The sequence below is a fragment of the Kiritimatiellia bacterium genome (assembly GCA_026417735.1).
Classification (GTDB): domain Bacteria; phylum Verrucomicrobiota; class Kiritimatiellia; order PWTM01; family PWTM01; genus CAACVY01.
The window spans coordinates 1-19,748 of sequence record JAOACR010000007.1 but is presented as its reverse complement, the minus strand read 5'-3'; the positions used below and the strand labels follow the sequence as shown (position 1 = coordinate 19,748).

The following is a 19,748-nucleotide window of genomic DNA, read 5'->3' as shown; positions in this document are numbered from 1 at the left end:
AATGCCCGCGCTGCGTTCCATCGCGGTGGTCGCGCCGCGCTACGTCGCCGACGGCGCGGCAGTTGGCGGTGCCGAAACTTTGCTGGCCGCACTCGCCCGCCGGCTGGTCCGCCAGGGCGTGCGCGCCCGACTGCTGACCACCTGTGCGGTGGACCACTTCAGCTGGGCGAACGAGCGGCCGGCGGGCGTCGTGCAGGATGGGGAGCTGGAGGTCGAATGCTTCCCCGTCGACCCGCGCGAGCCGGCGCGGTATCTCGCGCTGCAGCGGGCGATCGGCCAGGGCGCGGAGCTGTCGGCCGCCGAAGAGGCCGAATGGCTCGCGAACGGTGTCCGCAGCCGCGCGCTGCTGGAGCACCTCCGTGCCGCCGACTACGAACGGGTGATCGTGGGCCCCTACCTCTTCGGGCTCACCGAGGAGGTGGTCCGCGCACTGCCCGACCGCGCGCTGCTGGTGCCCTGCCTGCACGACGAGCCGTTTGCGCGTCTGCGAACGATCCGCGCGATGTTCGCGCGCGCGCGCGGCTGCTTGTTCAACAGCGAGCCCGAAATGGCGCTCGCCCGGCGCCTGGTGGGACTGGACCCGGCCCGCGGCCGCGTGGTGGGCATGGGCCTGGAGCTGTTCGACGCCGACCCGGCCGCGTTCGCCGCCGCGCGCGGGCTCTCGGTCCCTTACCTCATTTACAGCGGCCGGCGCGAGGCGGCGAAGGGCACTCCCGCACTGATCGAATACGTGCGCACGTTCCGGGAGCGTACCGGCCGCGACGTGCGGCTGGTGCTCACCGGCAGCGGCGCGGTCGAGCCGGCGCCGTTTGTGGTGGACGCGGGCGTGCTCCCGGAGCCCCAGAAGCGCGAGGCGATCGCCGGAGCGCACGTCTTCGTGCACTCCTCCCGACTGGAGAGTTTCGGGATCGTGCTGCTCGAGGCGTTTCTCGCCCGGGTGCCGGCGCTGGTGCCCGCCGGCAGCGAGGTGCTGCGCTGGCAGTGCGCGCGCGCCAATGCGGGCCTCTGGTACCGCCACTATCCGGATTTCGAGGTGGCGCTGCAGCAACTGCTCGCAGACGAACCGCTGCGGCGGCGGCTCGGCGAGCAGGGACGACGTTTCGTCGAGCGGGAGTATTCCTGGAGCGCAGTGGAGAGGCGGCTATGGCGCGCGCTGGAGGAGCTGTGAACAGCTCGAGCCCTCAACCCGGATGACCGCCCGCTCGCTCCATCAATTCCTCGCCGGATTCAATCTCGGCGACGCGATCAGCCACGAGGCGCTGTTGATCCGCCGGTTCGCGCGCGCGCGGGGACTGGTCTCGGAGATCTGGTGCGACCCGGCCCGCGTGCCGCCCGAGTGGCGCGGCGACATTCGCGACCTCGCCCGTGCGCGCGCGGAGCTTGGCCCCGACGACGCAGTGCTGCTGCACCTCTCCATCGGTTCGCCCGCGAACGAACTGTTCGCGACCCTGCCCGTTCGCCGCGCGATCCTCTACCACAACATCACCCCCCCGGAGTGGTTCCGAGGACTGCGCGACTCGATCGCGCGCCAGCTGGCGCTCGGCCGCGAACAGGCGCGCGCGCTGGCCGGCGCCGCCCACGTCGTGCTCGCTGACAGCGCCTTCAACGCCGCCGAGCTGCGGGCCATGGGCTACGCGCGCGCCGAGGTGTTCCCGCTGGCGCTCGACTTCGAGCAGATCCTCACGCCCCCGGACTCGCGGCGGCTGGCGGAGTGGGCGGACGGGCGGCCCGTCGTGTTGTTCGTCGGTCGCGGAGCGCCGAACAAGCGCCTCGAGGATCTGCTGGCCGTCTTCTACTACCTGCAGCGATACGTGGAGCCGACCGCCCGTCTGATCCACGTCGGCTCCTGGGCCGGCACCGAACTGTACCTGAACTGTCTGCGCGCGAAGGTGCGCGAGTGGGGACTGCGCGACGTGCTGTTCACCGGCGCGCTGCCGCAGGCACAGCTCTCCGCCGCCTATGCGGCCGCGGGCGCGTTCGTGTGCATGAGTGAACACGAGGGGTATTGCGCCCCGCTGATCGAGGCGATCGCACACGACGTGCCCGTTGTCGCGTACGCGGCCGGCGCGGTGGAGGAAACGCTCGGCGGCGCCGGCGTGCTGCTGCGCGCAAAGCGGTTCGACCTGATCGCAGAACTGCTCGGGCGCATCTTCCGCGATCCCGTGCTGCGCGAAGGCATTCTGATGCGGCAGCGCCGGCGGCTGGCGGAGGTGCGCCGCCGCGACCCCGCCGCGGAGCTCTGGGCGCACCTGGCACCGGTCCTCGGCCCGACCGGCTGAACCGGCGGTTCGCGCCAGCCCGCTCGACCCGCTACGTTGGTGCCATGTCCGGCGAAACGCGCATTCGCGTGCTCGGCGACGCGGTGATCAACAAGATTGCCGCCGGCGAAGTGGTGGATCGCCCGGCGTCGGTCGTGAAGGAGCTGGTCGAGAACTCACTCGATGCGGGCGCCACGCACATCGAGGTGGAGGTCGTCGGCGGTGGCCGCACGCTGATCGCGGTGACGGACGACGGCGAGGGGATGTCCCGCGACGACGCGCTGCTCTCGATCGAACGGCACGCGACCAGCAAGATCCGCGACGTCGCCGACATCGAGCACATCGCGACGCTCGGATTTCGCGGCGAGGCGCTCGCCGCCATCGCCGCGGTGACCCGCCTCACGCTGCAGACCGCACGGCGCGGCGATCCGGAAGGCACGGAACTGACTGTACATGGCGGCCGGCTGATGGACGTGCGCGGCATCGGCGCGCCGGCCGGCACGCGCGTCGTCGCGCGCAACCTCTTCTTCAACGTACCCGCCCGCCGCCGCTTTTTGCGCACCGAAGCGACCGAGCTCGCGCAGGTCCGTCAGACGCTGCTGCCCTATGCCCTCTCGCGCCCCGATGTCGGGTTCCGGTTCGTCGCCGACGGCCGAGAGGTGTGGCGACTGGCGGCCGGAGAGTCGCTGTTCGAGCGTCTCGCCGCGCTGTACGGCGAGCCGGTCGCCGCCGCGCTGCGGCCGGTGAAGGGAGAGCGCGGCTCCGTCCACATCGAGGGTTGGGCCGGCCTTCCCCAGACCAGCCGCGCCGACCGCGCCGAGGTTCACCTCTTTGTAAATCGGCGACCTGCCGGCGCGCCGGTGCTGCAGCATGCGCTGAACGAGGCGTATCAGACGCTGCTGCCCCGCGGGCGCTATCCGATGGTGGTGCTCTTCATCGAACTGCCGCCGGAAGAGGTGGATGTGAACGTGCATCCGACCAAACGCGAGGTTCGCTTCCGGCGGCCGGGCGACGTGCGCGATGCGCTGATCGAGTCGGTCCGCGCCGCGCTCGGCCGGCCAGCAGCCGGTGCGCCCGCCGCCCCCTCCGCTGCGGCGGCGCCGGCAATGCCGGAGAGCTGGACCCATCCACGTCTGTCCATTCCCGACCTGCCCCCCGCGCGCGCGTTTGTGTATCCGCGCTGGACGCCGCCCGCGCCCGCCGCCACCGCCCCGAGCCCACCGCCAACGCCCTCCTCCGAGGCGGTCGGAACGCCCTGGAGCTGGTGCCGGGTCGTCGGGCAGGTCGGCGGACTGTTCGTCGTGCTCGAAACGGAAGACGGGCTCGTCGTGATGGACCCGCACGCCGCGCACGAGCGGGTGCTCTACGACCGGCTGATGCGCGAAGCGACCCGCGGACAGGTTCGTTCGCAACCCCTGCTCGTGCCGGAAACCGTCGAGCTCGGCGCCCATGACGCCGAACTGGTGCGGGGTGTTCTGCCGGCGCTGCGAGAGATGGGATTTGGTGTCGCGGAGTTCGGCGGCGACGCGTTCGTGGTCGACGCGGTGCCGGCAGTGCTCGGCGACGTGGTCCCCGCGGGCCTGCTGCCGGAAATCGCCGCAACGCTCGAGCGCGGCGGATCGCGCGGCGGCACCGAACGGTGGATCCAAGACCGCATCGCCACGGCCGCCTGCCGCGCGGCGGTGAAGGCGCGCGACATTCTGAAACTCGAAGAGATCGAGCGGCTGGTCGTGGAACTGGCCGGCACCGACATGCCGTACACCTGTCCGCACGGCCGACCCACGCTGATTCATTTCGACTTCGCGGAACTTCGCCGGAAGTTCGGCCGCGAGTAGCGCCGGCGATCCTCGCGCCGTCAGATGGCCGTCTCAAGCCCCGCGGAACTCAGCGCCGCGTCCGCACCCCGAAGTAGATCAGTTCCAGCGCCGAGTCGCGCGCGGCGCCCAGCCGATGCGTTGCTCCGGGATGGATCACCACACAGTCGAAGGGTTCCAGCCGCACCCGCCGTCGGCCGCACGCGGCCCATCCCCGCCCCGCGACTGCGAGGAAAACCTCCGTCATGTCTCGATGCACATGCGCGGAGGTCGAGCGACCGGGCGGCAGTCGGCAATGTGCCAGCTGCAGCACACCCTCCACCTCGCCCGCGCGCAGCAGCACGCGTTTGACCAATGCCGGATCGTGCGAAACCGCCTCGCCCCGCACACGACGAAAACGCACCCGTTTCACCGCGCGCCGCCGGACCGTGAGTCGGCCACCGTGCGGGCGGCCGCGACATCCACCGACACGCGGAAGAACGCGGGAAACTCCGCCGCCGGCTCGTCGCGCCGCTCCCAATCCGGGATCGCGGCCGGGTCGAAGTACTCCACGTGGACCAGTCGCCGCCCCCTGACGATTCCGCCCCAGAACCTGGTCCGGTAACGCGCATACGGCGTGCCGCCGATCGTGAACGCGATGGGGTAATCGCGCGGCAGGCCGTCCGGACCCAGCGTCACCTTGGTCAGCGCCCCCGGGCCGGCCTGATCGGAAAGGTTCGTGAACACGTGAAACTTCGCAATACGTTCGGCCGCAGAACGCTGCTCCGGCGTGGGCGTCCAGTAGCGCCGGCCGAAGTCGCCGCAACCGACAGCCAGCGCCGTGGCCGCGGCCAGCAGTGCGCCGGTGCCGGCCCATCGGGCGCGACGTCCAAGGGTTGGAGGCACCCGCGTGGCGGCCGTCCAATCCTTGGACGACGCCACGCGGCCGGTGCCGGGATCGGTTCGGGTGGTCACCGCGGGACCTCCGGGGCGCATCTCAGCCCTCGAACACCGCGACCAGCTCGCGCAGCTTTTCGAGCTGGGCCCGCAGCTCCTCGCGGCGGGCTTGCTGCTGCGCAATCGCCTCGGGTTTCGCGCGCGCAAGGAACGCCTCGTTCGCCAGCTTCGCCTCGATGCGCGCAAGATCCGCCTCCGCCTGCTGCAACCGCGCGCGCACCTTCGCCGCGTGGCCGGCGAGGTCTCCGATGTGGTGCACGTCGAGAAACACCGTCGCGATCCGACTGACCGCGCTGGGCATCGGCCGCGCGGGCATGAAGTCCGGCGCGACGCGCACCTCCGGTGCCCGGCAAAACAGCTGCAGCACCGGCCGGTCCGCCTCCAGCCGCGCCGCCGCGACGGCATCGGCAGGCCGCACCACCAGCGCGGCAGTTTCCTGCGGCGCCAGCCCCAGGTCGGCGCGCAGGTTCCGCACGGCACGGATCAGCGCCTGGCGGTCGGCGACGTGGGCGGGTACGGAAGGATCCGGAATCAGCGCGGCGCGCAGCTCCGGCTCGACCGGCCGCGGCCAGGGGGCCAGCGCCAGGTGCTGCTGCGGGCCGCCGTAGCCCATCCGGTGCCACAGTTCCTCGGTGAGGAACGGCATGAGTGGCTGCAACAGCCGCAGCGAGGTCTCCAGCACATGGTGGAGCACGGCCAGCGTCACCGCGCGCCGCGCCGGGTCGGCGCCCTGCAACGGAAGCTTCGCGTACTCGACGTACCAGTCGCAGAACTCGTGCCAGACAAAGTCATAGGCCGCCAACGCATAGTCGTTGAACCGAAACTTCTCCAGCGCGTCATCGCAGGCGCGGATCGCGGCGTCGAGCCGGTCCAGCACGTGCTGGTCGTCCGGCGCCAGTCGGCCCGCCAGCGACTCCAGAGGAGCGCGCGGTGCGCCGTCGCCCCGCTGCAGGTGCAGAAACCTCGCCGCGTTCCAGACCTTCGTCGCAAAGTTGCGGCCGACCTCGAACTTCGCGTCGGACAGCTGCACATCCTGCCCGAGCGCGGTGAGCATCATCAGGCTGGAGCGCAGCGCGTCGGCGCTGGTGGCCTCGATCACCTGCAGCGGATCGATCGCATTGCCGAGACTCTTCGACATCTTGCGGCCGACGTCGTCGCGCACGGTGCCGTGGATCACCACGGTGGAAAAGGGCGGCCGCCCCATGAACTCAATGCCGGCCATGATCATCCGCGCGACCCAGAAGAAGATGATCTCCGACGCGGTGACGAGCGTGGTGGTGGGGTAGAACGCGGCCAGCTCGGGCGTGCGCTCCGGCCAGCCGAACACGCTGAACGGCCACAGCCACGACGAAAACCAGGTGTCGAGCACGTCGGGGTCCTGCGCCGGCTCCGGCGCGCCGCAGGCGCGGCAGGTGCCGGGCCGGCCGCGCGCCGCCCAGGTGTCGCCACAGGCGGCGCAGCTGAAGACGGGGATCCGGTGCCCCCACCAGATCTGACGCGAGATGCACCAGTCCCGGATGTTGTCCATCCACTGCAGATACACGCCGGTCCAGCGCTCCGGCACGAATCGCACCTCACCGCGCCGCACCGCCTCGGCCGCCGGCTCCGCGAGAGGTTTCATTCGCACAAACCACTGCCGGGAGAGGCGCGGCTCAACGACCGTGTGGCACCGGTAGCAGTGTCCGACCGCGTGCACGTGATCCTCGACGCGCTCGAGCAGCCCGTCGCGCTCGAGATCCGCGAGGATGCGCCGGCGGCACTCAAAGCGGTCGAGACCCGCGTACGGGCCGGCGTTTTCGTTCATCCGGCCGTGATCGTCCATCACGTTCAGCGCGGGCAGACCGTGCCGCTGCGCGATCGCGAAGTCGTTTGGGTCGTGCGCGGGCGTCACCTTCACCAGTCCGGTGCCGAAGGCGGGGTCCACCGTCTCGTCGGCGACGAACGGGATCTCGCGCCCGAGCACCGGTAGCACTGCGCGCCGGCCCAGCAGGGGGCGGTGACGTTCGTCGGCCGGGTTCATCGCGACCGCGGTATCGCCCAGCAGCGTCTCCGGCCGCGTCGTCGCCACGACGATGTGCGAGGGCGGCCCGCCACCGACGACCGGATAGCGGATGTGATAGAGGTGGCCGCGGATCTCGCGATGTTCGCTCTCCTCGTCGGACAACGCGGTGGTGCAGCGAGGGCACCAGTTCACGATGTAATGGCCGCGGTAGATCAGCCCTTTCTCGTACAGGCGGATGAACACCTCCTCGACCGCGCGGCTGAGCCCCTCGTCCATGGTGAACCGCTCGCGATCCCAGTCGCACGAAGCCCCGAGACGGTGAAGCTGTCGGATAATCGTGCCGCCCTTTTCCTCGCGCCAGCGCCACACGCGGCGCAGAAACTCCTCGCGCCCGAGGTCCTCCCGACGCAGGTGCTCGCGTCGGAGCTCGCGCTCGACAACGTTCTGCGTCGCGATGCCCGCATGGTCGGTGCCGGGCACCCAGAGGGCGCGCCGGCCGCGCATCCGCTGCCAGCGGATCAGTACGTCCTGGATCGTGTTGTTCAGCGCATGGCCCATGTGCAGCACGCCGGTGACGTTCGGCGGCGGGATCACAATCACGTAGGGCTCACCGGGACCGTCCGGTTCCACGTGCCAGAGCCGGCGCCGAGTCCACTCGGCCTCCCAGCGCGGCTCGACCTCGCGCGGGTCGTATTTGGTCGGAAAGTCGTCCATCAGGGGCGTCCTGCCCAGAGAACGGCGAGCATAGGCGATGCAGCCAGGAGGTGCAAATTCAGCGTGCGCGGCCTGCCCCGCCGCCCATGCCGCGAGAGCGCAGCCACGCCCGGACCGGCACCCCGCCCAGTTCGAGGTCCTCGATCACCCCTCGCCCCCCGCGCACCCGCACCACCACCACGGGGGGCCGGTTCGTTGCACTGAGGGCGGTGCGAGCATATTCCGCCTCCACCTCGGGCGCGACCCGCTCGGGAAGATACAAACGATCGAACGGGGGTATGACCCGGCCGGTGTGGTCCGGGCCCGGCGACCAGCGCACCTTCAGCCAGTCGCCGGTCGCCGGCGGCCACCGACCGAGCCGGCCGAAGTGCGCCAAGCCATCCGGGCCGATTTCGAGCGATGCGGCGACCCAGCCGCGCGGCGTTGGCGCGCGATCCCACGACTGCGTCACCGTGGCCGCCGGGATCTGGATGCGCACGTAGCGGCCCCGAAACACGTCGGCGGGATCCACCGGCTCGCAACGAAACCGGTACACGTGTCCGTGCCTCAGCACCTGCTCGTACCGGACGATTTGTACCAGCGGCACCGCAATCTGCAGCGCGCTGGCGGCCAGAAACACCCCCCGACGCCACCGCGCGCTCATCGTTGCGGCTCTCCGCGTGCCGCGCGTCGGCCCCACGCGAGGTTCACCCCGAGCATCACCGCACCGGCGACGATGAACGCGACACCCCGCCAGAGGTACGACAGCTCCGTGTCAAAAAACCTCGCCAGCATCACCGCGCCCAGCAGCGCCATGCCCGCGTTCACCGCCCCCAGCCGACGGCCTCGCAGACCCTGCACGAGACGCAACACCCCGATCAGCACCAGCACGGCGGTCAGGATCAGTGCGGGCACCAACCCGCCGCCCGCCCCTGCCAGCACCCGCGCGCCGGCCACGCCGATCACCAGCGGTCCCGTCCATGCGCCGCCCCACTCGCGCCGTCGGACCGCATCCCACGCCAGCGCCAGCGCGATGCTCAGCGGCGCCGCCAAAAGGAACACGCCCACGCCGTGTTCAAACCCCCGACACGGCTCGACCTCAACCCAGGTCGCCCGGAAACTCATCAGCAACGTCACCACCACCGCCCCGACGGCCCCCACCACCCGCCACGGCGCCGCCCGCACGCCGGCCTCCGCCGGCCACAACCGCGCGCCAATCAGGTGCATCGCAACCAAGAGCGCTGGCACCCACAAACGCCACTCCCGCGCCGCCTCGTCGAACGGTCGGATCGCGATCAGGTACGCCACCGGCAAAGCGATCGCGCTCGCCCACATCAGCAGCAGCGTCCGCGGATGCGCGCGCCGGCGGCGAAGTTCCCCCGCCAGATAGGGCACCAGCAGCAACAAGCCGCCGAGCGCCGCCAGTCGCTGCGGGTCGTTGGACTCCAGCGCGCCGGCCCACCCGAGCAACGTGCCGAGGTACACGAGCACCGGAACCGCTGCGTCCAGCGAGTAGACCAGCGGCAGCACCAACAGTGCCCACGCGCGCATCAGGTCGTCGACCGTGCTGCCCAGATGGTAGGTCTGGCCAATCAGTGCGAGCGCAAGCCCCACCGCCAGCGACTGAAACGCCCCCACTCCTTCCCGCCATGCCGCACCGCGACCGGCCGCCAGCGTCTGTGCCCCCAACCCCGCTGAGATGACCAGCGGCGCGATCGCGATCGCCGCACGCGCCGGCCGCGAGAGTCCGTCCCAGTTGTGGGCGAGCAGAAGCATCAGTCCCCCGCCGATGAGCACCGCCGCCAGCACCGCCAGCAGCGCCGCTCCCCACCGCCGCGCCGCGCCACCATCCGTGGGCACATAGCCGGCACGGATGCGCAGCGCGATGTCGTCGGAGATGACACCACGCCGCACCAGCTCCGGAAGGTCGTCCTCCAGCCACCGCCGAGCATAGGGGCGCCTCGGCAGCGGCGTGTGCTCCCCACCATTCGGCATGGGCGCGATTCAATCCCTGCCCACCACCCTTGTCAACCGGCCGAGCGGGCCAATCGGGCGTCGCGCGCGGACCCGTCGCCCGCACGGTCGCCTCCGTGGTATGCTTGCGGGTGCCAGCGTGTTCGAACCTCGCCGCGCGAACGAAAGGGGATCCGATGATCGCGAATCTTCAGTCGCGGGGACCTGTGGGCCTTGTTGCGGTGGCGATCGGCCTTACTGCGGCCGGTGGAGTCACCGTCCCGCCTCCTGCCAACAGCTCGCGCAACGCGGGGCCGAACATGGGGACCGCTCGCGTCGAAGTCTACAAACGTATCCGCGGCGTTGCGCTCAATATGTACATCTTCGAGCCGCCGGCACATTCGACCAACCGCCCCCGGCCGGCGATCGTCTTTTTCTTCGGCGGCGGATGGAGGGGCGGCACTCCCGCCCAGTTCCGGCCCCAGGCCGAGCGGCTCGCGGCGCGGGGGATGGTCGCGATGTGCGCGGACTATCGAGTGTCCTCCCGCCACGGGGTCACCGCCAAGGACTGCGTCGAGGATGCAAAATCCGCGATCCGGTGGGTCCGCGCGAACGCCGGTCGCCTCGGCGTGGACCCGAACCGAATCGCCGCCGCCGGCGGTTCCGCGGGCGGGCATCTTGCGGCCTGCGCCGGCGTGGTGCCGGGCTTCGAGACGGAGGGCGAGGACCGGGCGGTACCGTCGGTACCGAACGCGATGGTGCTGTTCAACCCTGTGCTGGTGTTGGCGCCGCTCGTCGGTCTCACTGACTGTTCGGAAACACGAACGAATGAGCTGCGTGAACAATTGGGCGCCGAGCCCGCCGCTCTCTCGCCGGCACACCACGTCACCAGCAACCAGCCGCCGTGCATCATCTTTCATGGAACCGCGGACACCACCGTTCCCTACCGGACCGCCGAAATCTTTGCGGACCTGATGCGCCGGCACGGCAACCGGTGCCAGCTCGTACCCTTCGAAGGGGCGGGCCACGGTTTTTTCAACTACGGCCGTGCCGGCGGCGGCTACGCGGAAACGCTGCAGAGGACAGAGGAGTTTCTTGAATCGCTCGGCTACTTGGAGCGGGAGGCGACTTTCCGCTGAGCCGGTGGATTGCTGACCCCACCACCGAGCAGCACCTCACCGATCAGCTCAACGTGTTCGTTCGGTCGCGGAACTGGACCACCGCCGCCGCGACCCCGACCGGCGGGGGGGGAGACCACCTCAACTCAGGCGGCCGGGCAACGCCCACTGCGGAAAATAGGTCTGCGCCAACAGCACGTACAGCAGCGCGCCCATTACCAGGAACGTCAGGATCGCGACGATCGCGTAGCCCAAACCCGGCTCGGCAGTGGGCACGCCCAACGCCGCCTCCAGTTCGGCCTTCGGCTCGATCGTCGGCACCGGTGCACCTTCGGTCTTCGGTGCCGCCGTCACCGGTGGTCGCGCGAGCACAACGGTGCGCGCACTGGAGACGGGCGCCTCGCTCCGTTTGATCCGGATCGTCTTGCGTTGCGTGGTCGGCGCAGCAGCGTCCAACGCAGAGGCGGGAATGGAAATGCGGGCGGTGGCGCCCTTCGCCTCCAACGTCGCGGCCGGCGACGGAGTCTCCACCGTCGCCGGGCCCGCTGAGGGCGGTGACACCGCCGGTTCCGCGGGCGCCGACGGCGATGGCGGTTTGAGCACGACCGTTTTCGGCGCAGCACCGGGCGCGCCCTCCGGACGCTTCAGCACGATGGTCTTCGGCGCCGGCCCGGCGGCCGGCCGCTGCAGTCGGACGGTCTTCGGGGGCGTGCCGGGCGCGGGCGGCACCGCGGCGGGCGGAATCGTCATCTTGCCGGTGTCACCGAGCGAACCGCCCGTCGGCAGCGACTCCTCCTCGTCAATAATGATGCGCGCGGTGCGGCCGAGCGCTCCCTGAGCCGCGGCCGCGGCCGCAGCGGCGGGTGCCTGCACGCCCTCGGTCGCGATCGGCGAGGTCGCTCGCTTCGTCGGGATCGCCTTCGGCACTTCCCCCGCTTTCTCCGCCGCAAGCCGCTGGGACTCGCTCAGCGGAATGCGCGAGGTGGCCGCCTTCGCGACCGGGACCGACTCGCCCGGCTGCACGGGCTGCGAATCCGAAACACTTAGCCGTGTCGTCTGCGATTTCGGCGGGACCGCAGAGGGCATGCGCACTTCGGTGCGCGGAGAGACCGACTTCAGCACATCCGCAACGCGCAACGGCTCGTCCCCCGTGGGCGCCGAGTCGGGCGGCTCTGCCGCGGAAAGATCAATGCGTTTCGTCTCCGGCTTGAGCCCGTTCGGTTTTCCCGACCCCGGCAACCGCAACTTGGGCGGCAACTCGGAGGGTGACGGCTCCTGCGGCGACGTGTCCCTGGCCTCGTCAATCATGTTGCTGGCCTCGCTGCTGTGCTTCCGTCTCGCACATTAGGCCAATTCGACGCCGGGGTCAATGCCCGCAGCCCATGGACGTGGGGCGGCATGGCTTGCGGCCCGTCGGCGGCCATGCTAGTCGGAGCAGGGGCGGTCAGGAGGTCTGCGCCGCCCCGCAGAGGAGTATCGCATGAGCCCAACGCCGGTTCCCGGGATTCGACGCCGCGCATTTCTGCGCCACACGAGCGCGGTGGCGGCCAGCGTCGCCGCGCCGCACCTGGCGCTCGCCCAGTCGGGCGACCGCCCCTTCCGCACGGTGCTGATCGGCTGCGGCTGGTGGGGTAACAACATCCTCCGGGAGGCGATCGCCTCCCGCGAATGCCGCATTGTGGGCTTGTGCGACGTTGACCGGCGCGCGATGGAGGCGACCGCCGGCCGGGTCCGCGAGTCCTGCGGCGATGAACCGCGGTGCCTCGTCGATTACCGGGAGCTTCTGCAGTTGACCCGCCCGGATATCGCGATCGTCGCGACGCCCGACCACTGGCATGCGCTCCCGACTCTCGCCGCGATCGAAGTGGGCGCTCACGTCTACGTCGAAAAGCCGATCGGCCACACGATCGGCGAGGGCCAGGCGATGGTCCGCGCCGCGCGCGCGGCCGACCGCGTGGTGCAGGTCGGCACACACCGCCGGATCTCGCCACACAACATTTCCGCGCGGGAGTTCATCCGCAGCGGCCGGCTGGGGCGGCTGGGCATGGTCCGCGCCTTCGTGCTGTATTCCGGCGGACCGGAGCGGCCGCGCCGGAACATCGAGCCACCAGCATGGCTGGACTGGAATCTCTGGTGCGGGCCGGCACCGCTTCGGCCTTACAACGGCGAACCCGACGGTTCTGCGGGCGGCGGCATTCACCCGCGTGGATTTCGTCAGTACCTCGACTACGCGAACGGTACTCTGGGCGACTGGGGCGTCCACTGGCTCGACCAGATTCTCTGGATCACCGGCGAGCGCGCCCCCCGCACCGTGATGTCGATCGGCGGTAGGCCAGTGAAAGGCCCTCCCGTGCTCACCGACACCGAGCAGACCTCCGACGCGCCGGACCACCAGTGCGCGATTTTCGAGTTCGATGGGTTCACGGTCAGCTGGGAACATCGTCTGTTCGCGGGCAACAACGCCGAAAAAGGCGAGAGCGTGGGATGCTATTTCTACGGCACCGAGGGGACGCTGCACCTGGGCTGGCGATCCGGGTGGACCTTCTACCCGAGCGATCCGAAAAAACCGGAGATCCGGGAGGAGGCCCGGCTGAACGCGCCAGACCACCAAAACATCCGAGAACTGTGGGCGGATTTTCTGGCCGCAATCCGGGAACGGCGGCGGCCGGTGTCTGACGTCGGCGAAATCCATCTGGCGACCAACATGTGCCTGCTTGCGATGATCTCGATGAGACTGCGCCGGAGTCTGCGCTGGGATGGCGCGCGCGAGCAGGTCGTGGGCGACGACGAGGCGCAGGCGCTGTTGCGGCGCCCCTATCGCGCACCGTGGGTCTATCCGGTCGTCTGATCGTGCCGCCGCCCGCTTGCGTCCCGGCGGCGGCGGCGTAGACTCGGCGTATGAGCCCACACGATCCGGCTGTGCGGAGATGGCGGCACGCAGCGGCCACCGTGCAAACGATCGCGATGCTGGTGGTGGCAGCTGGTCTGATCGGGTTCTCGATCTGGTGGGGCCGCCGCCAGACACCCTCCGCGGTGCTGGAGCGAACGGACGATCAGTTCCCGGTGGACTACGTCTGCGAAGCCTGCCAGCACAAGTTTCAGATGACCTATCAGCAAGCATGGACACTGATCCGCGAGGGCAAGACCGAAAGCCCGCCCGGGCAGTACCGTCGGTTCCCGTGCCCGCGATGCGGTCAGGTCAAGGCGGTGAGCCATGAAGCCGTGGCACGTTGACCGGTGCTCGCGAAGGCGTGGCTTCACGCTCGTGGAGCTACTCGTCGTCATTGGCGTGATCGCCGTGCTGATGGCGATGCTGCTGCCATCGATCACCTCGATGCGCGAGCGTGCGATCATGGTGCGCTGCAAGCAAAACCTCGGCAGCATCATGCAGGCGGCGATCCAGTACGCGTCGCAGTCGCCGGACCGCGACTATCCCGACTCGTGGCGGTGGGTGTACAGCCGGAGCCTCTCCTACGGCGGCGTCTGGATGGACTGGGCCTTCTTTGAAACGGTCACGAATGGGTTTCTGTGGCCGTTCCTCGCGCGCGAGCCGCGCGTCTATTACTGCGAAAAGTTTTTGAAGACATATCCGCTGAATCCCAACTTCCCGCCTGACGCGCCCTGCTATGTGAGCTATGTCATGAATGAGTACTACCGCTCAAGTGGCTGGAACAGCCAGCCGCGAATGCGCCGCCAGCAGATCCTCTTTCCTGCCCGGGAGGCGATCTTCGGCGAGGAAACGCCGATCGCCACCCCTTACAACAACAGCGTGATCAACAACCTCTGTCTGGGCGTGCCGGAGTATGACGGCAAGGACGCGAAAACCGGTACCCGTCGCGATGGGCTCGCGGCCTTTCATGATGCCCCGGGGGGCAACCTGCGGGAGGGCTACGCGAACGTCGCATTCGCCGACGGACACGTAGAGCGCATCCACCCCCGGGATATCAAGGAGTACTTCACGCCGGAGATCGTCAAGCGCCGTCTGTTCCCCGACCGCATTCCGAAGTAGCCCGCCGGCGTTCGCAACCGGTCGCGATTCGGGAGGTACCATCGTATGAGCTCACTCACACGACGCGCATGGCTCAAAAAGTGTCTGGAGAGCGGCGTCGCACCGTTGATGATCGCCCATCCGCTGCGCGGCCACGCCGCGCCGTCAAACCGCATCACCATGGGTCTGATCGGCATGGGGCTGATGATGAAAGGCCACCTGCGCGCGATGTGCGGTCGGCCAGACGTCCAGGTGCTGGCCGTCTGCGACGTGGACCGCGGCCGCCGGGAGAGCGCGCGTCAGGCCGTCGAGGCGGCCTACGGCGCGCAGCGCGCGTCGGGCAGCTGGCACGGTTGCGAAGCAGTGAACGAATTCGAACGGATCCTCGCGCGCGACGACATCCAAGCCGTGCTGATCGCCACTCCCGACCACTGGCACGCCCCCATCGCCTGTGCCGCGATCCGCGCCGGCAAGGACGTCTACGTCGAAAAACCGATGACGCTCACTCAGCGCGAGGGCCGTGTGCTCAGCCAGCTGGCGCGACAGTGCGGCGCAATCGTCCAGGTCGGCACCCAACAGCGGTCGGAGAACGCGTTCCGGAGAGCCTGCGAAATCGTCCGCAACGGCTGGATCGGCCGGGTCCACACCATCTACGCGCGACTAGGTGAATTCCCGCCGCCCGTCGAGCTGCCGGAGGAGCCGATCCCCGATGGCTTCGACTACGATCGCTGGCTCGGGCCGACGCCCTGGCGCCCCTACAACGCCGAGCGGGTGAAGGGCGATTACGGCGGTGGCTGGCGCCGCTTCTGGGAGTACGGTTCGCGCAAAAACGGCGACTGGGGCGCCCATCATTTCGACATCATTCAATGGGCGCTGGGCATGGATGACTCGGGCCCGATCGAATTCATCCCCAAGGGATGGGAAGGCACCGAGTTTCAAACTCATGTGTACGCGAACGGAGTACGCGTGCTGCGAGACCATCCAACCCGCGACGGACACATGATCCAGTTCATCGGCACCGAGGGAGAGGTCTGCGTGAGCCGGGGCAACCGGCTGGACACCATCCCGGCCGCGCTCGCGGAACGCACGCCGGGGCCGAACGAGATCCGCCTCTACGAGTCAGCGAACCACCACGACAACTGGATCGAATGCATCCGCACGCGCCGCCCCACGATCTGCCCCCCGGAGGTCGGCCATCGCAGCGCGACGATCTGCATCCTCGCCGGGATCGCGGAGCGTCTCGGCCGGCCGATCCGCTGGGATCCGGTCCGCGAAGACATTGTCGGAGATGAGGCTGCTCGCCGTTGGCTCGACCGGCCACGACGGGCGCCTTATCTGATGTTGTAACCCTCATCGAGGAGGTCACGCCGTGCTTCTCGTTCCATTGCTGCTGTGGGCGCTCAGCGCGACGACCGCGCTGGCCAGTGTCGAAGAGGATCTCGCCCGACTGCTGCCCCAGCTGGCCGACGCCAATCCCGCGACGCGCGGCGACGCCCGCCAGCTGCTGCGCGGTATCACCGCCCGCGCGTCGGCCCCCGAGCGCGGCAACGAGCGCGCGGAACTCGAACGCGCACTGGCCGCGCGGGCCGGGGACCGGACCCTGCCCGCTGCGGTGCGCATCGAGCTGATGGCACAACTTGAGACCGTTGGCGGATCGAACTGCGTGCCGGTGCTCGCAGCCGCCCTGACGGAGCCCGAGCGCGAACTGCGCGACGCGGCACGACGAGCACTGGAAGTGAACCCCTCCGCCGAAGCGGGCGCGGCGTTGCGTGCGGCGCTCGAGACGACAACCGACCCCCTGCTGCGGCTGGGGCTGGTCCATTCACTCGGCATCCGCCGCGATCCGGCCGCGATGCCGCTGCTGGTGCGCGCGCTGGAGGACCCCGCCACCCGCGCGGCCGCCGCCGCCGCACTGGGGCGCCTCGGTGGTGCACCGTCCCTTGCCGCATTGCAGCGCGTCGCCACCACCGGTGACGCCGCCATCGCGGCAGCGCTGGTGGAAGGCGCTGCCCGCTCCGGCGGTGCCGGCCGCGCGGCGCTGCTGAGGCTGTCGGCGGACGCCACCGCACCTCCGGCGCTGCGTGCCGCCGCGATCGCCACGCTGATCGAACGCGAGGCGGACCCCGATGAGGCCCTCCGGCGCATGACCACTGCGCTCACCGATGCCAGCGTGCAGATCCGAACGGCCGCGCTGGCCGCCGCCGCATCCCGGCGCGGCCCTGCGCTCTCCGCCGCTCTGGTCCGCGCATGGAACGAATTACCCCCGGACGCACGTGCCGGGGCGATCGACCTGTTGGACGAGTCCGCGAAAGATTTTGTCGCCGCACAGTGCCGGTCCGACGATCCCGCGCTCGCCGGCCGGGCAATCGAGGCCTACGCGCGTTTGGCGGGCGGTGCGGCGCTGTCGGCGCTGTTGGAGTGGGCGTCAGCCGAAACGCCGCTACGGCGGACCGCGATGCGCGCGATCGAAACGCTCACCGGCGACAGCGTGCGCGACGACCTTCTGCGCGCCGCCGTCACGGGTGCGCCACCGCGGCGGGCGGCCGCGCTGATCGCACTTGCGCGCCGGCGGGAAGCCGGCGCCGCGACGGTACTGGCGCAGGCGCTCACCGATCCGGAGCCGGCCATCACTCGTGCGGCTCGGGAAGGTCTGCGCGTCGTTGGCGGAGCCGACCAGCTCGAGCCGCTGTTGCGGTTCGCCGCTCAGCAAGAGCCGGACGCGTTGAACGACCTTCGCGCTATGCTCACACGGTTGCGCAATGACGCGGCGGCCGGCGCGCGACTGATTGCGCTGGCGCAGAAGAGTGGCACCGCTGAGCGCGCCGCGGTCGCAGCGGTGATTGGTGTGGTGGGAGGAACCAACGCACTCACGTGGCTGCGCGAGCAGCTCGAGGCGCCGGAGCCGCGCCTGCGAACCGCCGCCACGCGCGCGCTGTCGGAGTGGTCCGGCCCGGAGGCGCTGCCGTTGCTCCGCGAGCTGGTCGCAAAAGAGGACGCGAACGAGACCGACCGCCGGCTCGCAGCACGGGGCATTGCCCGCCTGGTGCTGGCCTCCACGAACGCGCCGGCCGAACTGCGCTGCGATGCCGCGCTCGCCGCGCTGCGCGCGGCCCGCGAGCGGGAGGACCGGCTTGCGCTGATCGCCGCGCTCGCGACCGTACCGGATCCGCGCGCCGCCACCGCGCTGCGCGAGCAGCTCGACCAAGACCCCGCCGCCCGGAAAGAAATTCTGCTCGCGATGGCCACTCTTGCGGAAACCATCGGCAAGCGGGACCGTGAGCTGGCGCGGCAACTGGCGCGCCAGGTGCTCGCCGCCTCGGACGCGCCCGACGCCGCTCGTACGAAAGCCGAACCGCTGGCCCGCTGATCCGCTCCGGGCGCGGCGGTCCAACGATTGGAGGCTACCGTAGGGCTGTCTTCCAAGCCTTGGAACTTCTCTTTGCCGCGCCCGGATACGGCGCCGCGCGCGGCATCCTCGAGCGCCGCGTCAGCCCGTCAGTCGCCCTTTGGCGCGCTCCGGCTGCCGGCGTCCGAACTGTCCGCTCGGCGCGCAGGGGCCAAGCGTTCCTCCGCCGGCAGCGGTTCACCGCGCCCCGGGGGAATGTTCAGACCATACTCCTCGATCTTCCGGTGAATCGTCCGCCGACTGATGCCCAGCCGTCGTGCCGCCTCCGCGCGATTGCCGCCGGTTGCGGTGAGCGCTTGTTCGATCAGCCGGCGCTCCGCCTCCGCGAGTGTCAGCCCTTCCAACCGCGGGGCCGCCGGCGACGACGCCATCGCGACCGGTGCCACCGCGCGCAGCTCCGGCGGCAGATCGCCGAGGTCCAGCACCTCACCTCTCGCCAGCACGATCATTCGCTCGAGCACATTTCGCAGCTCGCGCACATTCCCGGGCCAGGAATAGACGTTGAAGACGTCCAAAACCGCAGGGGAGAGCTTCGGCGGCGAACGGCCGTTCTGCGCGGCGAGCTCCTCGACGAAGTGCGCCGCCAGCAACGGGATGTCCTCGCGGCGCTCGCGCAGCGGTGGCAGCCGGATCGACACCACATTCAACCGGAAGAAGAGGTCCTCCCGAAACGCCCCCTGGTCCACCATCCGTTTCAGGTCACGGTTGGTCGCGGTGACCAACCGCACATCGACGTCAATGGGCATGCTGCCGCCCACACGCTCGAAGCGATGCTCCTCGATCACGCGCAAGATTTTCACCTGGATCGCCGGTGAGATTTCGCCGATTTCGTCGAGAAACAGCGTGCCGCCATCCGCGATCTCAAACCGGCCGATCCGCCGCTCGGTCGCACCGGTGAACGCACCCCGCTCGTGCCCGAACAGCTCACTTTCCAGCAGCGTCGGCGCCAGCGCGGCACAGTGAACTGCGACGAACGGCCCGTCGCGCCGCGGTGAGAGACCATGAATCGCGTGCGCGATCATCTCCTTGCCGGTGCCGCTTTCGCCCTGAATCAGCACGGTCGTGCGGGTCGGCGCCACCTGCCGCACCGTCTGCAGCACCTCCAACATCGCCGCCGACTGGCCCACGATGTGCTCGATGCCGAAGCGGACGTCGAGCTGCTCTTTCAGCCGGCGGTTCTCGGTGCGCATGTCGCGCGTCTCGATCGCCCGCTTCAGCAGCACCTCGAGCCGGTCGAGGCTGACCGGCTTCTGCAGAAAGTCGTACGCGCCGGCCTTCACCGCCTCGACCGCCGTCTCGATGCTACCGTAGGCGGTCAGCAAAATCACGACGGGCTGGGGCTGTCGCGCGAGAATGCGCCGCAGCAGTGTCAGACCGTCCATCCCCGGCATCCGGAGGTCCGTCAGTACGACGTCCGCGGGCTCCTCCGCGAGCATCGCGAGCGCCTGCTCCCCGCTTTCGGCCAGACGCACCCGGTAGTCCCCCGCCAGCGCGCGGGCGAGCCCCTCGCGGGTCGGCCGCTCGTCGTCCACGATCAACACCGACCGCAGCCGCTTCACGCGCGCATCTCCTCGTGGCGG

General features: G+C 69.9%; 16 protein-coding genes. 9 read left to right on the top strand and 7 right to left on the bottom strand.

Translation table 11 applies throughout. The features are described 5' to 3' along the window. The first annotated feature begins 1 nt into the window (after position 1). The 3 genes from N2652_02600 to mutL are packed head-to-tail and all read left to right on the top strand — an operon-like array spanning position 2 to position 4,093. Positions 2–1,168, top strand: a complete 1,167-nt coding sequence (locus N2652_02600; protein MCX7818088.1) for a glycosyltransferase family 4 protein — start codon at positions 2–4, stop codon at positions 1,166–1,168. Positions 1,169–1,190: 22 nt separating this feature from the next. Then, entirely contained in the window at positions 1,191–2,279 is a 1,089-nt protein-coding gene (locus N2652_02595) for a glycosyltransferase family 4 protein (GenBank protein ID MCX7818087.1), read from the top strand. A gap of 44 nt (positions 2,280–2,323) precedes the next feature. Beyond that, entirely contained in the window at positions 2,324–4,093 is a 1,770-nt protein-coding gene (gene mutL, locus N2652_02590; protein MCX7818086.1) for a DNA mismatch repair endonuclease MutL, read from the top strand. Between the two features lie 49 nt (positions 4,094–4,142). On the opposite strand, the gene N2652_02585 is transcribed toward mutL, so the two are convergent. The 5 genes from N2652_02585 to N2652_02565 are packed head-to-tail and all read right to left on the bottom strand — an operon-like array spanning position 4,143 to position 9,698. Further along, positions 4,143–4,484, bottom strand: coding sequence for a cupin domain-containing protein (locus N2652_02585; GenBank protein ID MCX7818085.1), 342 nt, complete (start codon positions 4,482–4,484; stop codon positions 4,143–4,145). Beyond that, positions 4,481–5,026, bottom strand: coding sequence for a hypothetical protein (locus N2652_02580; GenBank protein ID MCX7818084.1), 546 nt, complete (start codon positions 5,024–5,026; stop codon positions 4,481–4,483). The genes N2652_02585 and N2652_02580 overlap by 4 nt, the downstream gene beginning before the upstream one ends. Before the next feature lie 22 nt (positions 5,027–5,048). Further along, a complete protein-coding gene (locus N2652_02575) occupies positions 5,049–7,724 on the bottom strand; it encodes a valine--tRNA ligase (protein ID MCX7818083.1) in 2,676 nt (891 codons plus the stop codon). 58 nt (positions 7,725–7,782) lie between these two features. Continuing rightward, a complete protein-coding gene (locus tag N2652_02570) occupies positions 7,783–8,367 on the bottom strand; it encodes a GDYXXLXY domain-containing protein (GenBank protein MCX7818082.1) in 585 nt (194 codons plus the stop codon). Continuing rightward, complete coding sequence (locus tag N2652_02565; GenBank protein MCX7818081.1) at positions 8,364–9,698, bottom strand: DUF2157 domain-containing protein; 1,335 nt, start codon at positions 9,696–9,698, stop codon at positions 8,364–8,366. The genes N2652_02570 and N2652_02565 overlap by 4 nt, the downstream gene beginning before the upstream one ends. Before the next feature lie 155 nt (positions 9,699–9,853). On the opposite strand from N2652_02565, the gene N2652_02560 reads away from it, so the two are divergent. Continuing rightward, the gene (locus N2652_02560) at positions 9,854–10,795 is read left to right on the top strand and encodes an alpha/beta hydrolase (protein MCX7818080.1); all 942 of its coding nucleotides are present in this window, start codon (positions 9,854–9,856) and stop codon (positions 10,793–10,795) included. 120 nt (positions 10,796–10,915) lie between these two features. On the opposite strand, the gene N2652_02555 is transcribed toward N2652_02560, so the two are convergent. Beyond that, entirely contained in the window at positions 10,916–12,082 is a 1,167-nt protein-coding gene (locus N2652_02555) for a hypothetical protein (protein MCX7818079.1), read from the bottom strand. Positions 12,083–12,254: 172 nt separating this feature from the next. Here N2652_02555 and N2652_02550 point away from each other — a divergent pair, with 172 nt between their 5' ends. Genes N2652_02550 through N2652_02530 form a run of 5 tightly spaced genes read left to right on the top strand, consistent with a single transcriptional unit; the run spans position 12,255 to position 18,129 of the window. Further along, the gene (locus N2652_02550; protein MCX7818078.1) at positions 12,255–13,622 is read left to right on the top strand and encodes a Gfo/Idh/MocA family oxidoreductase; all 1,368 of its coding nucleotides are present in this window, start codon (positions 12,255–12,257) and stop codon (positions 13,620–13,622) included. A 50-nt stretch (positions 13,623–13,672) separates the two neighbouring features. Continuing rightward, positions 13,673–14,008, top strand: coding sequence for a hypothetical protein (locus N2652_02545; GenBank protein MCX7818077.1), 336 nt, complete (start codon positions 13,673–13,675; stop codon positions 14,006–14,008). Further along, positions 13,989–14,783 (top strand): prepilin-type N-terminal cleavage/methylation domain-containing protein, encoded by a 795-nt coding sequence (locus N2652_02540; GenBank protein ID MCX7818076.1) that lies wholly within the window; start codon positions 13,989–13,991, stop codon positions 14,781–14,783. Before N2652_02545 ends, N2652_02540 begins: the two co-directional genes overlap by 20 nt. A 45-nt stretch (positions 14,784–14,828) precedes the next feature. After that, the gene (locus N2652_02535) at positions 14,829–16,109 is read left to right on the top strand and encodes a Gfo/Idh/MocA family oxidoreductase (GenBank protein MCX7818075.1); all 1,281 of its coding nucleotides are present in this window, start codon (positions 14,829–14,831) and stop codon (positions 16,107–16,109) included. A gap of 22 nt (positions 16,110–16,131) precedes the next feature. Beyond that, positions 16,132–18,129, top strand: coding sequence for a HEAT repeat domain-containing protein (locus tag N2652_02530; GenBank protein ID MCX7818074.1), 1,998 nt, complete (start codon positions 16,132–16,134; stop codon positions 18,127–18,129). Between the two features lie 128 nt (positions 18,130–18,257). On the opposite strand, the gene N2652_02525 is transcribed toward N2652_02530, so the two are convergent. Continuing rightward, complete coding sequence (locus tag N2652_02525) at positions 18,258–19,727, bottom strand: sigma-54 dependent transcriptional regulator (protein ID MCX7818073.1); 1,470 nt, start codon at positions 19,725–19,727, stop codon at positions 18,258–18,260. Positions 19,728–19,748: the final 21 nt, after the last annotated feature.

Bases quoted from the DNA above. Each gene is read 5' to 3' on its own strand.
- N2652_02600 (MCX7818088.1), top strand. From the start codon at position 2: ATGCCCGCGCTGCGTTCCATCGCGGTGGTCGCGCCGCGCTACGTCGCC.
- N2652_02595 (MCX7818087.1), top strand. From the start codon at position 1,191: ATGACCGCCCGCTCGCTCCATCAATTCCTCGCCGGATTCAATCTCGGC.
- mutL (MCX7818086.1), top strand. From the start codon at position 2,324: ATGTCCGGCGAAACGCGCATTCGCGTGCTCGGCGACGCGGTGATCAAC.
- N2652_02575 (MCX7818083.1), bottom strand. From the start codon at position 7,724: ATGGACGACTTTCCGACCAAATACGACCCGCGCGAGGTCGAGCCGCGC.
- N2652_02570 (MCX7818082.1), bottom strand. From the start codon at position 8,367: ATGAGCGCGCGGTGGCGTCGGGGGGTGTTTCTGGCCGCCAGCGCGCTG.
- N2652_02565 (MCX7818081.1), bottom strand. From the start codon at position 9,698: ATGCCGAATGGTGGGGAGCACACGCCGCTGCCGAGGCGCCCCTATGCT.
- N2652_02560 (MCX7818080.1), top strand. From the start codon at position 9,854: ATGATCGCGAATCTTCAGTCGCGGGGACCTGTGGGCCTTGTTGCGGTG.
- N2652_02555 (MCX7818079.1), bottom strand. From the start codon at position 12,082: ATGATTGACGAGGCCAGGGACACGTCGCCGCAGGAGCCGTCACCCTCC.
- N2652_02550 (MCX7818078.1), top strand. From the start codon at position 12,255: ATGAGCCCAACGCCGGTTCCCGGGATTCGACGCCGCGCATTTCTGCGC.
- N2652_02545 (MCX7818077.1), top strand. From the start codon at position 13,673: ATGAGCCCACACGATCCGGCTGTGCGGAGATGGCGGCACGCAGCGGCC.
- N2652_02540 (MCX7818076.1), top strand. From the start codon at position 13,989: ATGAAGCCGTGGCACGTTGACCGGTGCTCGCGAAGGCGTGGCTTCACG.
- N2652_02535 (MCX7818075.1), top strand. From the start codon at position 14,829: ATGAGCTCACTCACACGACGCGCATGGCTCAAAAAGTGTCTGGAGAGC.